The organism is Pelosinus baikalensis, assembly GCF_020819555.1.
Classification (GTDB): Bacteria; Bacillota; Negativicutes; order DSM-13327; family DSM-13327; genus Pelosinus; species Pelosinus baikalensis.
On record NZ_JAJHJB010000042.1, the window covers coordinates 26,242 to 40,424 of the forward strand.

A 14,183-nucleotide genomic window follows, 5' to 3' on the forward strand; every position below is an offset into this window, starting at 1 on the left:
AATTTTAGACTCCTTAGATATAGCTAGTACCTCATCTGTATAGTTTTAACGCAGATGAGATACTAGTTGCTTATTATTTCTTTAATTTATCATTAAATAGAAAATTCCTGCACGATTTTCCTAAATGATAATTTGCTGCATTATATAATAACAATATCAAAATAATTGAGCAAAAATTCCCACTCACCAGACAAATAAGACCACAATTTGTTTTTAATGACAAAAGTGATCTTATTTATCATGAATTTTATAGAGTTGCACCATATTGCCTATTAGCCAATATACAAATGAAACCTATAAGCACCATCAGCGGAAGGGTCGCTCCAGCGGATCTTCAACGGGCTCAACAATCGTTGAAACAATTAACAGACAAATCATCGAACCAACAGCCATTGAGGCAAATACCGCATCCCAACTGAATTTGTCCAAAATGATTCCGACAATAAGGGGAAAACAAGCTCCGCCAAGCTGACCGCCCGTGTTAACAATCCCCCATGCGATTGGATAATTCTCTTTATCAACCCGTCCCATAGGATAGCAGGCAAAAGCCGAATATCCTAAGCTAAAGAACACGCCCGTGATAAAGAGCAACATAGCCAACAAAATAGGATCATTGGGCGCATGCACCAATGAATACATCATTAGACTTGCGGAAAAGGCGGTAACCATCATCAACGGCTTACGACGTTTATTTAAATATTTATCCGATAACCAACCACCAAGAAAATTACCTACTACTGTCCCGGCAAAAGGTGATGCCGCAACAAAAGCAGTTTTCATAATCGCGAATTTTTTTATAGTAACCAAGTATGTCGGCAGCCAAGACATCATAATGCTGGAAATACCAATAATAAAGAAATACCCCAGTGCTGCACCATATATATCCCAGGAACGAAACACCTGCCTAGAATTATTGAGCGGCACAACCTTTTTTGCACGAACCATTTTATCTAGCCACCAGAGTTTGTACTCTTTTTTTCGCACCGCCTTCGCTACAGCCGTTTCTTCTGTTTGTATATATTGAAGTTCTGACGCTGAAACAAATTTGCTTTCTCCTGGCTGACTTCTGACCATTAGATACCAGAATATCGACAACAACACTCCTGGTATCATGAAGAAAAGAAAAATTTCTCGCCAACCAAAGGTCATAATAATCCAAGCACATAATGGAGGAACAATCAAAGGACCTACTTTAGATCCCGCCAAAAATATCCCCGTAGCCGTTCCCTTTTCTTTTGCAGGGAACCAATTGTTGATCGTTGCTGTGCAACCAATCACAACTGGAGATTCTGCCAACCCCACCATCGTACGAAGAATTTTGAGATGAAAGGCAGAGTCTACAACTCCCATCATTCCTGTAAAGGCAGACGTTAAAAACATGCCCGCAGTAAACATTTTGCGAATGCCAAATCGGCTCGTCAAAAATCCTGAAGGGATTTGCCCAAGGGAATATCCGATAAAAAATAAACTAATAAGAGCTCCCGCCTCCGTATTGCTCATGGCAAACTCTTCGCGGATATAGGGTAGAGCAAAACCGATATTTGCCCTGTCAGCATTGGCAACTGTGTAGATTACAAAGATAAACATCATCACCCACCAGCGATAATTTGTCATTTTTCCCATAGTCGCTTTTGCTGTGGTAGTCGTTTTTTCAGCTAGGGCCATTATGAATCCTCCTCTTATAATTGCACCAAATGCATTTTTTTATATATCATCATATTGACGGGCATATGCCATGTGCCCCGTCAACACGGCTTGAATTCTTTCTCGCACCATTTGAACCACGGTTAAATATCGTTCCAGATGGATACCAGTAGAGATCCCCATACCATGAAACATATTTACCAAATCTTCTGTAGCTGTATTGCCAGCAGCTCCCGGAGCAAAGGGGCATCCGCCTAAACCGCCGATGGAAGACTCAAATATGGTAATGCCAGCATCCAGACCCGCCAGCGTATTGGCAAGCCCCATACCACGAGTATCATGAAGGTGCAGACCAAAAGATACATCTGAGAATCTATTTTTCACGGTTCTCGCCCGCTCATATACCTGCTTAGGATGGGCAACTCCAATGGTATCGCATAAAACTACTGACTGCACGCCAATTTGTAGCGCCGACTCAATCAGGCTAACTACCATTTCATCGTCTACCTTCCCCCCCAGAGGGCAGCCGAAGGCTGTCGCAACATCCAGCCTCACTGCCAGCTCCGGTACTTGAGTAACAATCTTTTGAAGATCTTCCAAAGACTGTTCTCTTGTTCGATTTATATTCGCAAGATTGTGCTGTTCACTTGCCGATATCACATAGGTAACTTCTCCAATGCCGCACTCATAGGCTTTTTTTGCCCCTGTTAAATTAGGTACAAGAGCGAGTCCCTTAAAGGTGTCTCCCGCTGCCTGAGCAGCTGTTTTTGCTATCTGGGCCGCATCCACCATCTGAGGAATCGCCTTAGGATGGACAAAAGACGTCACTTCCATAACTTGTACTCCCGCAGCGATCATACCGTCTATTACCTGTTGCTTCACTTTTGTTTCAATAAAAGTTTTAATATTTTGAAAACCATCCCGAGGACCAACCTCAACGATTTGAACTTGGTTAGGAAACGCTAACATATCCTTACCTCCTCTCTTATAATAGACCATCGTTTTTCATAGCCGCGATTTCATCTGCATTCAGACCTAGAAAATCCTTATATACCTCTTCATTATGCTGACCAAGCAGGGGAGCCGGTGTTTTAATACAAGGTTTCGTATCCGAAAGTTTTATATGGCTGCCCGTGATTTTCATCTTGCCAGCCTTGGGATGATCCACTTCTACAAACATTTCCCGAGCACCAGCAATATGCGGATCATTGACAACTTGTTCGATATTATTAATTGGAGCTGCTGGAATACCAACTGCAAGTAATGCATCAACAATTTCCTTCACAGGTTTAGTAATTGTCCAAGCTTCGACAAGGACTTTTACCTCCTCATGCCGCTGTACCCGTTTCCAGTTTGTATCAAATTCAGCCTTTTCCCCTAATTCCGGCTGTCCCATAATGACACATAGTTTTTGCCATAACTTATCATTGGCAGCGCCAATAACCAAACTCCCATCATTTGCTTTAAAAGAATCATAGGGATAGGTGGACTCATATCGATTGCCAATCCGCTGAGGCAGACGCCCTTCTACTAAGTAAATTTGATTAATAATTTCCATGCTTGCCACTGTTGCATCCACTAAGGAAACATCTACTTTCTGCCCATGTCCTGTAACATCTCGATGACGCAAGGCAGCTAAAAGACCGATAGCAACGGAAAGTCCAGCCAAAATATCCGACATAGCAGTCCCCGTCCTTGTTGGTTCACCACCAGGCCAGCCTGTCGTACTCATAAGCCCGCTCATAGCCTGACCAATGATGTCATATCCCGCCCGATCCTTATACGGTCCATAATGACCAAACCCAGACACCGCTCCATAAACAATCTTTGGATTAATTTTTTTCAACTCTTCATAGCCAAGCCCAAGCTTTTCCATGGTTCCTGGACGATAATTTTCTACTACAATATCAGCCTTTTTTACCATCTCTAAGAAAATCTCTTTGCCCCGTCCCTTTAAGTTCAAAGTGACACCTTTTTTATTACGATTCAAATTCATGTAATAAGAACTTTCTCCATTAACAAATGGTCCAAATTGTCTACTATCATCTCCACTTCCGGGAACCTCAATTTTTATTACCTCTGCTCCCATATCCGCCAGCATCATCGTGGCAAATGGTCCGGCAAGCACCCTCGTCAAATCTAAAACTTTTACTCCTGCTAATGCGCCATTGTACTGCATCTGTAACTCCTCCTACATGTTTAGTTTTTTTGAAAGGACTTCCCAATGTTCTTACTTCTTCAGGCCGCCTATCACTATATGTTGCAAAAAGCATGCCAATACTAAAACCCTTTAGTATTGGCATGCTTACAAAAAATCATATTTCATTATTGAAACGAAACTTTCATTTTTCAGTCCTAATCTTCTTTGTTTCTTATAATGTTATTCCGTATCATTTTAGAAACATCAAATTCCACTATTGAAACTTTTTTTTAACTACCGTTAATTTTACCCTTTCGCCACAAAGTAGTACGTCCAATCCCTAACTTTTTTGCCGCCAATTCTTGTCTTTGATCACATCTTGCCAGCATAGTATCAATGATTATTTTTTCCACTTGTTCAATTGCAGACTTTAATCCCTGGTCTAAATCCACTTTAATAGCAATGGAATCAAGATTGGGATTAGAGATGGAATCATACATCACTTTTTGCAGCATTTTTTCCAGGCTCCATTTTTTTTCTGAAATACTAATCATCAAGGATAAACGTTCCATAATATTATATAATTCCCGAATGTTGCCCGGCCAATCATATACAACCAATGAGGATTTTAGTTCCCGTGCTATGGCAGGGGAATCTAAATCTGTAGAAAACCGTTCCAAAAATGCCATGGCAAGCACAATAATATCCTCTTTTCGTTCCCTAAGAGGAGGTATTTTTAAATTAAATACATTCAAACGATAGTACAAATCCTCGCGAAATTCGCCTTGTTCCATTTTTTTCTCAAGATTTTTATTCGTGGCACTAATGATTCGAATATCAATGGGTATGATTTTATCCCCGCCAACTCGCATAATTTCTTTTTCCTGCAGCACTCGAAGCAGCCTTGACTGCAAAGCTTTCGGAATTTCCCCAATCTCATCTAAGAAGATGGTACCTTTATGAGCTAATTCAAATAATCCTTGTTTACCTTCTTTTTTGGCCCCCGTAAAAGCTCCGCCTTCATAGCCAAATAGTTCACTTTCCAGCAAATGCTCTGGTATGGCAGCACAGTTAACAGCTACGAAGGGTCCGCTGCTGCGCCTGCTGTGACAATGGATGCTTTGTGAAAACAGCTCTTTTCCTGTGCCAGACTCCCCCTGGATCAGTACAGACGAGTCCGTGGTGGCATACAAGGCAGCCATCTCCTTTAGCTCAATCATGATAGGACTTTTCGTCAAAATATCCTTGAATGTGTATTTGGCGATAAAGCCTTTGGCATGCATTTGTTTCCGAATTTGCTGCTCCAAATATTGAATTTTAGTCACATCTTCAAAGGTACTAACAACACCGAACCGTTTGCTGCCGACCATAATCGGAATTCGGCTCGTTGCAATAATGCCGCCATTTACATCCTGTAATTCGGCCATTTGCACCTCACCGCTCTCTAACACTTTATGCATTTGCGTATTGGGAATCACATCCTGTACCTTTCTTCCAAGTACCTGTTCACTTGGGATGTTAAATATCCTCTGGGCTGCAGGGTTATATATGGTTACATATCCCATCTCATCCGTTGCAATAACCCCCTGAACAACAGAATCCAATACCACTTTAATCCGAGCGGCTCTGCTGCGTTCCACACGCCTCAACTCAGCTAGATTTACAGCTTCATACATGGAACGGTACAGCGCTTCCTCGCCGCACTCAATCAAAATACTTTCTAGATTATAGGTTTTTGCTAATTGTATCGCTAAAATTCCTCCCATAACAAGGGCAATTCCTTTTTCCTTTGCATCTTGGATACCTGCTTCTATATCTTCCTGCAAATGAAACGTATATTCATAAATCTCTAATCCAAGCATTCTTTCAATATCGCGGATACCAGACATTTTTTCTTTATAAGAAAACAGTGCAATTTTTTTATATACTTTTTCCATACAATTTTTATTTTCAGATATAGAGCACATTACATCAAATGGCGTAACAGGAATTGCCACCACCGGAATTTCAACTGCTTCTTTTATATATTCAGCAGTTCCGCCTCTGCTCAAAATCACATCGATCTGCGGCTCAATACTCTTTGCAATTAGCGCCGCCTCGCCAAGAGCAGCTACTGTAATATACGGATCGAATCCAGCCCGTTCTGCTACCTGTTTAAATATTATGGACATCCCTGGATAGGTTGAAATTAAAGCCAGCCTTACTTTACTGCTATCTTGAACATCTTTCACCGTCTTTTGCCTCCCTGGGTTTTCCCCATTATATCCTTCGTCGATGTTACAAAAAAACCTTCCGATCATGTTCTTTAAAAATAATAAAAAGCAGGCTCCAGGAGAGCCTACTTTTTATTCATTCTTTTTGTTTTTCACGAAATGCGCGGTCCATTTCTCGTTTGGCATCTCGCTCAGCCATATCTTGGCGCTTATCAAAATTTTTCTTCCCTGTAGCCAATCCTAATTGCAATTTTGCTAAACCATGAGCAAAATACATTTTCAAAGGCACCAATGTATATCCTTTTTCTTTGGTTTTACCAAGCAATTTATCAATTTCGCTGCGGTGCATTAACAACTTCCGAACGCGCAACGGTTCGTGATTAAAGCGATTCCCTGCATCATAGGGACTAATATGGGCATTATGCAACATGAGCTCGGATTTCTCAATCCTAGCATAGGCATCCTTTAAATTGGCCTTGCCCGCCCGCAGAGATTTCACCTCTGTCCCTGTTAGCACAATACCTGTCTCATAACTTTCATGTATATGAAAGTCATGTCTGGCTTTCCTGTTTTCTGTAATTATTTTAATACTGGCTGTTGCATCTTTCAAAAAACTCACCTCGATACCACATTATCTCTTTACTTCTTTTTGGGCTTATTTCTTCTTGGTTTCGGTTTGGCACGGCTTACCACAGCCTTCCTCGCCTTACTGCTCTTATTCGCGGCAGAGACAGTTCTTCGACCATTGCCAGAGCCTTCACTCTTCACTCCATTTCCTTGGGGTCTTCCTCCGCTCGGTCTTCGATTTATCGATCGTTCAATCCAGGCGCTATTGGATTCTAAGACAAAGTCGATATTGCGCTCTTCTGGGCTGACTCTGGTGAGGATGACTTTCACTGCATCACCTAGACGATATATCTTATGACTGCGCTCACCAATTAATGAATATTGTTCTTCCACATATTGATAATAGTCATCTTCCATACTGGATACACGTACTAAACCCTCTACTCCATTATCCAGCTCCACAAAAATCCCAAAAGCCGTAACGCCGTTAATGATTCCGTCAAAATGCTCTCCTACAAACTGCGCCATGTATTCTACGGTTTTCAGAGAAACAGTTTCCCGTTCTGCTTCTGCAGCCGCCCGCTCTCTTTCAGAGGAATGCAGGGCAATCTCTGGGAGCATGGCTGCTAGTTTTGCTTTGCGTTTTGTTGATATATCTCCTGAATTAAAGGTCTCCCGCAGAATGCGATGTACAATTAAATCAGGATAACGTCGTATGGGGGATGTAAAATGAGTATAGTAGGTTGCAGCCAATCCAAAGTGTCCCAGGTTCTGTGCTTCATAGCGAGCTTGTTTTAATGAGCGCAGCATAACCGTACTGATAATCCTTTCTTCTGGACGTCCTGAAATATGATTTAAAATTTTCTGCAAGGCAGCGGGCTGTACTTCATCCACCTTGGATAAACTCTGCCCAAAATTATGCAATAGATTATTTAATTTTACCATTTTTTCCGAATCCGGTTCTTCATGGACGCGGAAAACAAAAGGAACCTTTAACTTATGCATATGTTCAGCCACAGTTTCATTTGCCACCAGCATAAATTCTTCAATGATGGATTCGGCTAGACTGCGGACTCGTTTTATAATCTCAATGGGTTTTCCCGTTTCATCTAATTTCACTTTTAGTTCCGGGAAGTCAAAATCGATGGCACCGCGGCGCATCCTTCGTTCTCGCAGGATTCGGCACAGTCGTTCCATATTTTCTAATTGTCCAAGCAATTCCTGATGTTCATGAATTAATTCTTCATCATGTTCCACCAAAATTTTACGTACTACCGTATAAGAAAAACGTTTCTGTACTCTTATGACGCTGGGGAATAATTCATACTTAACCACTTGTCCCTTATGATCAATTTCCATATGAGCCGACATGGCCAAACGATCTTCCCCGGCATTGAGACTGCAGATACCGTTTGACAAGCGACGAGGCAGCATGGGCAATACCCGGTCTACCAAATACACGCTGGTTCCCCGCTCACTGGCTTCTTTATCCAGTACCGTATTTTCACGAACATAATAACTGACATCTGCAATGTAGACTCCCAGAAGATAATTGCCATTCTTCAAACGTTCGACATATACCCCATCATCCAAATCCTTGGCATCTTCTCCATCAATGGTTACAATAGGCAAATGCCGCAGGTCACGCCGACCGGAGATTTCATCTTCACTAATGGTATCTGGAGCATTCTCGGCAGCCTGCGCAACTTCAGCGGGAAAATCGATAGGCAAATTGTGCCTTTTGATAATGGAGAGAATTTCAATCCCGCTATCTCCCGTATTCCCCAAGACTTCCATAATCTTGCCTTCAGCACTCCGTTTTTTCTCTGGCCATTTGGTGACTTCTACTACTACTTTTGCACCACTCGGGACGATATTTTGTCCATCCTTCGGAATAAAAATATCCTGACCTAAGCGAAGGTCATCAGGAGTTACAAAACCAAAATTGCGGCTGGCTTCATAAGTTCCTACAATACGGGTATTGGCCCGTTTTACAATGCGGATGATTTCCCCATCCCGGGATTTGCCCTGCCCACTCTGGGTGTGGACACGAACGACTACCCGATCATGATGCATGGCACTCATCATCCCGTCGGGAGGAATGAAAATATCTGTTTCATTAGGTGTTCTAACTTTTTCAGGAATCACAAAGCCATATCCCTTATTGCTGGCGCTTAACTTCCCTACTACCAAATTCATACGTTCAGGTACACCGTATTTGTCATAGCGAGTTTTAATAATATCTGCATTACTTTCTAGCTCTTCAATAACCTTCCATAGTTCACTTAATTCTGTCCCTTTGAGCTCCATATGCTCGGCTAATTCTTCCGCGGTCAAAGGTTTATATGCTTCCGTTCTCATGAACTCTAAGATTTTGTCTTTTAATACTATCATGATGCTGTATCCTCCACCACTGCAATGGTGGCTTTACCTTCTGCGGTAACAGTCCCATCCGGCAGTGATAATTCACTCTTTATTTCATACAGTTTCCCACGCTGAGAGATGATTTTAGCCCTTACTGTCAGTTGCTGCCCAAGGGGAGTCGGCTGGCGAAATCGTACTTCCAAACGTGCTGTCACTGCATTAAAACCTTTCATGTTAATGTAACGAGCCATGACTTCATCTAAAAGAGTACTGACAAGGCCGCCATGCATAATGCCATCATATCCTTGGTGTTCTGGCTTTGCTGTAAATGTCGTACGATAGGTGTCTTCCTCTTCTACAAATTCAAGCTTTAACCCGATTGGATTGTCCTTACCGCAAGCAAAGCACCACTGATCCTTTAATTCCATTTGCATCACCTCAATTCTTTATTCAAAACCGTTACAAAGTAAACCTAGAGATGTACTATGTCGTCATTTTTTCATTCTGTAGAAAATCAATTATTTCCTCAAATACCTGTTCACGTTCTATGTCAAGAGTAACAATATGACCGGATTTCTCCAGCCAGACTAGTTTTTTTTCTGTACTGCCCACTTGCTCGAAAATATAAGTCGCACTTCTTGGCTGTACGGTATGTTCAAAGCGAGCTTGTACTACTAATAAAGGCGTCTTTATTGTAGGTAAACGCACATCTACATCTTCAATTAAATCCAATAAACTGCTTAGACTGCTAAGAGGGGTCGCATTATAACCTACACAGTACTGTGAGCCAATACCTGCAAAGGATTTACGTTTCTTCGGAACAAATTGATATAATACACGATATAGAGGCAGCATGTCCAAACGTTTGTCAGCAATGTAAATAGGAGTACTAAGAGATACTGCCTTATTGACAGGATATTCTGCTGCCAGTTTTAAGGCTAATAACCCTCCCATGGATAATCCTACAACTGAGATTTCCTTACATACTGATCTTACTATATGATACCCATCTTCGACTCCGCTATACCAATGAGGCCATTTTGTTTTTGCTAATTCTTCCACTGTTGTTCCATGTCCGCTGATTCTTGGCGCAAAAACAGTATAGCCTTCCTGATGCAATTTTTCGCCAAGCAAACGCATCTCAGCAGGTGAACCCGTAAAACCATGTAACAATAAAACACCTTTTTCGCCGCCGAGTAAAAAAAATGGTTCTGCTCCCTCCATTATTGTCAAAAGCAAACCCCCCTAAAGTTATTGCTATTATTACAATTATACCATTTTATAGAATAAAAATTCTACCTGCCAGAAAGAAAACTTAATTAGATTCCAAATTATAGAAGGAATTGAGTTTCTCCTATTATTTTTCCTGTAGTCGGATTATTCGGTGTATTTACATAGCGGCAGGATAAAAATATATCCTCGTCGAAGTGAGAAATTGTTATTTTTTTCATAATGTTCTTAGCTAAGTAACGGGTACGTATATAGACAGCATTTTTATTATTGCCATTTATCTTCGCAATAATAATCTTAATTGGGTTAACATATAAATATACGGCAAGTACTATTAGAAAAAGGAAGGAATCATGATGCAGGTTTTAGAGCAAGTATTAGCTGCAAATCAAACTTTTACTAAGAATTTATCTGATCAATTTGTGCACTATTTTTCTGAGCCCAGCAAAATGCCTAAACGCCAATTGGCCATTTTTACCTGTATGGATACCAGGCTGGTGGACTTCTTAGAACCAGCAATGGGAATCAAACGTGGTGAAGCAAAAGTAATAAAAAATGCGGGTAATTCAGTTACTGGTCCTTTTGAGGCCACGATTCGCAGCTTAATTGTAGGAATTTTTGAGCTAGGCGTAAAAGAAGTATTCGTCATCGGTCATTTAGACTGCGGTGTTTCCCACACAACATCCCAGGGTCTTACGGAAAAAATGCTGGCTCGGGGAATATCGCCTGATGCAATCAAAATGATCGAAAAAGAATTAGAAGATTGGCTGGACCATTTTCATCATCCTATTAACAATGTAAAAGAAGTCGTTGACAAAATCCGTAAAAACCCCCTCATTCCAAAAGATGTCCCCATCCACGGACTCATGTTTAATCCACACACAGGAGAGCTAGAGGTTGTTGTGAACGGCTATTAGATAAAAAAATAATCGAACCACAGAGGCGCAGAGAACACAGAGAAAAGATATATCGAGTAAGACATAATATCCCCTCAGCGTATACCCTCTGTGCACTCTGTGTTCTCTGCGGTTCACTATCCTCCTAAAAAGCTTTCTCTACTTACAAAAAAGGTTATTCATCCGCTAAAGATGAATAACCTTTTTATCTATGATAATAATAGGGGCGCAATGATTAGTGATATCGTACCGGCTACTTTGATTAGCGGATTCATGGCCGGTCCGGAGGTATCCTTAAAGGGATCGCCCACTGTATCACCAATAACAGCTGCAGCATGGGCAGGTGTACCCTTACCTCCATATTTTCCTGTTTCAATATACTTTTTAGCATTATCCCAAGCCCCACCAGCATTAGACATAAACAAGGCTAACAGAACCCCTGTTGCTGTTGCCCCTGCCAAAAAGCCAGCTAGCGCTTTAGCACCCATAAGAAAACCAACTACTAAAGGCATTCCTACGGCAAAGATACCTGGCATGAGCATCTCACGAAGGGCAGCTTTGGTACTAATATCCACGCAAGCTGCATAATCAGGACGACCAGTGCCTTCCATAATTCCAGGAATTTCTCTAAACTGACGACGAACCTCTTCGATCATCTCAAATGCAGCTTTCCCTACTGCTTCCATGGTCATTGCACATACTAAGAAAGGTAGAGTTGCACCAAGGAAAAGTCCAATGATAACAGTAGGTTCTGTTAGATTGATAACCAAATGACCATTTACCAATAATCCGGATAATTTAGGATTCTTAGCAACTTCTTCACCAAAAGCTGTGAAAAGAGCCAATGCTGTTAAGGCCGCTGAGCCAATGGCGAAGCCTTTAGCAATTGCAGCGGTAGTATTACCTACTGCATCAAGTTTATCCGTTGTTTTACGCACCTCTGGTCCCAATTCTGCCATTTCAGCAATACCGCCTGCATTATCGGCAACTGGACCAAAAGAATCTACAGCAACTACCATACCTGCCGTACACAACATGCCCATGGCTGCCATGGCAATGCCATAAATCCCTGCTTGATTAAACGCTACCCAAATTGCTGCAGAGAATACCACCATAGGAAGACCTGTGCTTCTAAGACCAGTGGCAATACCTGCGATGATATTCGTGGCAGCCCCCGTCTGGCAGGCATCGGCAATATGCTGCGTTGGTGCTTTGGCACTGGAAGTATAATATTCGGTAATCATACCGACCAGTACATTGACCACTAAACCTGCTACAATGGCGATAAATATACCAAAACCTTTGTCACCAAAGATCATGGTGGATAAGGCATAAGCCATGATCGCTGTCAAAAAGTTGGTGCTCCATAAACCCCGATTCAGAGCAGCCTGGGGATCTCCATCTTCGCCTGTCCGTACTAAAAATATACTAACAATAGCAGCAAAGATACCAGCTGCACCAATTAATAAAGGAAACAATACTCCATTAACACCAAATAAGGTATTTCCGATTAACATGGCGGCAATGGCTGTAGCACCATAGGATTCAAATAAATCGGCTCCCATGCCTGCTGTATCGCCTACATTGTCACCTACATTATCAGCAATAACGGCAGGATTGCGAGGATCATCCTCTGGAATACCTGCTTCAACTTTACCAACTAAATCCGCTCCCACATCTGCTGCTTTAGTAAAAATACCACCGCCAATACGAGCAAAGAATGCAATGGCACTGGCACCAAAAGCAAAGCTATTAATCACCACAGGATCACCGAAAATTATGTACAGTACGGATACACCTAATAAACCAAGACCTACGACAGACAGACCCATAACTGCTCCCGCTCTAAATGAAACGCTCAATGCTTTATTGAGACTATGGCGAGCAGCTTCTGTCGTCCTTGCGTTGGCCTTGGTTGTTGAAGTCATTCCCACATAACCGGCAACTGCTGAAAATACAGCCCCTACTAAAAAAGATACCGCTAATTTATAACCATCAACAAAGAATAAAACGGCAAAAATAATGACAGTAAAAGGAATTAGCGTCTTATACTGTCGATTGAGATAGGCCATTGCCCCTTCAAAAATAGCCTGGGACAACTCCTGCATTCTTTCATTACCAGAACTTTCACTAAGCACGCTATTCATAAAATATGCCGCAAATAGTAATGCTACTATTCCGGCCAGTGGCGCAATATACAATAATTCCATTATAACAATTCCTCCCTTTATTAAACAAATTTCTTCGTCACTAAGGTCCGGTGCTAAATGGTTAGGCATATACTTCTACATACTTTAATTGTACTGCATTACTTGTTCTATAAATTGTCGCATATCTGGTCCCGTATTAAAATGTTTAGTGCATCAGTCTTACTAAAATCAAAGTGATAACAGCAAACAGACCGCCAAGGAACATGGTGATTTTGGATAAGGCTGCATCCAATCCTTTTTTCTGGCCGCCTCCGAGTACACTATCAGCTCCTCCACCGATTGAACCTGCTAGTCCTCCCCCTTTGCCTGACTGCAACACAACAACAGCAATCAATGCGATACAAATAATGGCTTCTAAAATCATTAAAAATGTAACCAATGTAATTATAACCCCCTAACATCTCTAGTAATTTTATTGTAACATACTCAAAATCAAATTGACAATGTTTTAACCACTTATTATTAAAATCTCCAGTATTTTGAATACATTTACTGCTACTTCTCCCATTATAGACAAAAAGCGCGTTCTCTATACCTTATTATTCCATTTGAAGAAATTCAAATAAACATATAACGAGGAACCACAAAGGCGCAAAGTACACAAAGGGTTTATTTATATTTTTTGTGTTCTCCTTTGTGTGCCGCGAACAGCGGCATTGTGCCTTTGCGGTTCATAAACTCTTGTATTTTTCCTCTTCCCCCTTTTTCATTGTAACTAGGAAGAGCTACCGTGCGTTAATTTCGCCGCTGTAAACTAATCCGCGAGCCGCATCTACTGTCACAACCGCACCATCGGTTAAGCGTTCGGTAGCACCATCTGCACCCACAATCACCGGTATGCCTGCACTAATGCCTACAATTGCCGCATGAGAAGTCAAGCCGCCTTCTTCTGCTATCACAGCTGACGCTTTGGCTGCAT

General features: G+C 41.6%; 12 protein-coding genes. 1 reads left to right on the forward strand and 11 read right to left on the reverse strand.

The features are described 5' to 3' along the window. Nucleotides 1–306: 306 nt before the first annotated feature. The 8 genes from LMF89_RS21135 to LMF89_RS21170 form a co-directional block, all read right to left on the reverse strand. Entirely contained in the window at nucleotides 307–1,665 is a 1,359-nt protein-coding gene (locus LMF89_RS21135; RefSeq protein ID WP_229536815.1) for an MFS transporter, read from the reverse strand. A gap of 39 nt (nucleotides 1,666–1,704) precedes the next feature. Further along, nucleotides 1,705–2,613: a hydroxymethylglutaryl-CoA lyase gene (locus LMF89_RS21140; protein ID WP_229536816.1), complete on the reverse strand. Its 909-nt coding sequence runs from the start codon at nucleotides 2,611–2,613 to the stop codon at nucleotides 1,705–1,707. Nucleotides 2,614–2,629: 16 nt separating this feature from the next. Beyond that, nucleotides 2,630–3,823, reverse strand: coding sequence for a CaiB/BaiF CoA transferase family protein (locus LMF89_RS21145; RefSeq protein ID WP_229536817.1), 1,194 nt, complete (start codon nucleotides 3,821–3,823; stop codon nucleotides 2,630–2,632). Nucleotides 3,824–4,074: 251 nt separating this feature from the next. Further along, nucleotides 4,075–6,015 carry a sigma 54-interacting transcriptional regulator gene (locus tag LMF89_RS21150; protein WP_229536818.1) on the reverse strand — a complete coding sequence of 647 codons (1,941 nt, stop codon included), beginning with the start codon at nucleotides 6,013–6,015 and terminating at the stop codon, nucleotides 4,075–4,077. 118 nt (nucleotides 6,016–6,133) lie between these two features. Then, nucleotides 6,134–6,607, reverse strand: coding sequence for an SsrA-binding protein SmpB (smpB, locus tag LMF89_RS21155; protein ID WP_229536819.1), 474 nt, complete (start codon nucleotides 6,605–6,607; stop codon nucleotides 6,134–6,136). Nucleotides 6,608–6,636: 29 nt separating this feature from the next. Next, nucleotides 6,637–8,958 (reverse strand): ribonuclease R, encoded by a 2,322-nt coding sequence (gene rnr / locus LMF89_RS21160; RefSeq protein ID WP_229536820.1) that lies wholly within the window; start codon nucleotides 8,956–8,958, stop codon nucleotides 6,637–6,639. Next, complete coding sequence (locus LMF89_RS21165) at nucleotides 8,955–9,356, reverse strand: PaaI family thioesterase (protein ID WP_229536821.1); 402 nt, start codon at nucleotides 9,354–9,356, stop codon at nucleotides 8,955–8,957. The genes rnr and LMF89_RS21165 overlap by 4 nt, the downstream gene beginning before the upstream one ends. Before the next feature lie 55 nt (nucleotides 9,357–9,411). Beyond that, nucleotides 9,412–10,152, reverse strand: a complete 741-nt coding sequence (locus LMF89_RS21170; RefSeq protein WP_229536824.1) for an alpha/beta hydrolase — start codon at nucleotides 10,150–10,152, stop codon at nucleotides 9,412–9,414. 362 nt (nucleotides 10,153–10,514) lie between these two features. Here LMF89_RS21170 and LMF89_RS21175 point away from each other — a divergent pair, with 362 nt between their 5' ends. Beyond that, nucleotides 10,515–11,075 (forward strand): beta-class carbonic anhydrase, encoded by a 561-nt coding sequence (locus LMF89_RS21175; protein WP_229536825.1) that lies wholly within the window; start codon nucleotides 10,515–10,517, stop codon nucleotides 11,073–11,075. A gap of 188 nt (nucleotides 11,076–11,263) precedes the next feature. On the opposite strand, the gene LMF89_RS21180 is transcribed toward LMF89_RS21175, so the two are convergent. The 3 genes from LMF89_RS21180 to LMF89_RS21190 form a co-directional block, all read right to left on the reverse strand. After that, complete coding sequence (locus tag LMF89_RS21180) at nucleotides 11,264–13,264, reverse strand: sodium-translocating pyrophosphatase (RefSeq protein WP_229536822.1); 2,001 nt, start codon at nucleotides 13,262–13,264, stop codon at nucleotides 11,264–11,266. A 145-nt stretch (nucleotides 13,265–13,409) separates the two neighbouring features. After that, nucleotides 13,410–13,643: a preprotein translocase subunit SecG gene (gene secG, locus LMF89_RS21185; RefSeq protein WP_229536823.1), complete on the reverse strand. Its 234-nt coding sequence runs from the start codon at nucleotides 13,641–13,643 to the stop codon at nucleotides 13,410–13,412. A 346-nt stretch (nucleotides 13,644–13,989) separates the two neighbouring features. Then, on the reverse strand, nucleotides 13,990–14,183 hold a 194-nt coding region (locus LMF89_RS21190; RefSeq protein ID WP_255711567.1), incomplete at its 5' end, for a PEP-utilizing enzyme.

Bases quoted from the DNA above. Each gene is read 5' to 3' on its own strand.
- LMF89_RS21135 (WP_229536815.1), bottom strand. From the start codon at position 1,665: ATGGCCCTAGCTGAAAAAACGACTACCACAGCAAAAGCGACTATGGGA.
- LMF89_RS21140 (WP_229536816.1), bottom strand. From the start codon at position 2,613: ATGTTAGCGTTTCCTAACCAAGTTCAAATCGTTGAGGTTGGTCCTCGG.
- LMF89_RS21145 (WP_229536817.1), bottom strand. From the start codon at position 3,823: ATGCAGTACAATGGCGCATTAGCAGGAGTAAAAGTTTTAGATTTGACG.
- rnr (WP_229536820.1), bottom strand. From the start codon at position 8,958: ATGATAGTATTAAAAGACAAAATCTTAGAGTTCATGAGAACGGAAGCA.
- LMF89_RS21165 (WP_229536821.1), bottom strand. From the start codon at position 9,356: ATGGAATTAAAGGATCAGTGGTGCTTTGCTTGCGGTAAGGACAATCCA.
- LMF89_RS21170 (WP_229536824.1), bottom strand. From the start codon at position 10,152: ATGGAGGGAGCAGAACCATTTTTTTTACTCGGCGGCGAAAAAGGTGTT.
- LMF89_RS21175 (WP_229536825.1), top strand. From the start codon at position 10,515: ATGCAGGTTTTAGAGCAAGTATTAGCTGCAAATCAAACTTTTACTAAG.
- LMF89_RS21180 (WP_229536822.1), bottom strand. From the start codon at position 13,264: ATGGAATTATTGTATATTGCGCCACTGGCCGGAATAGTAGCATTACTA.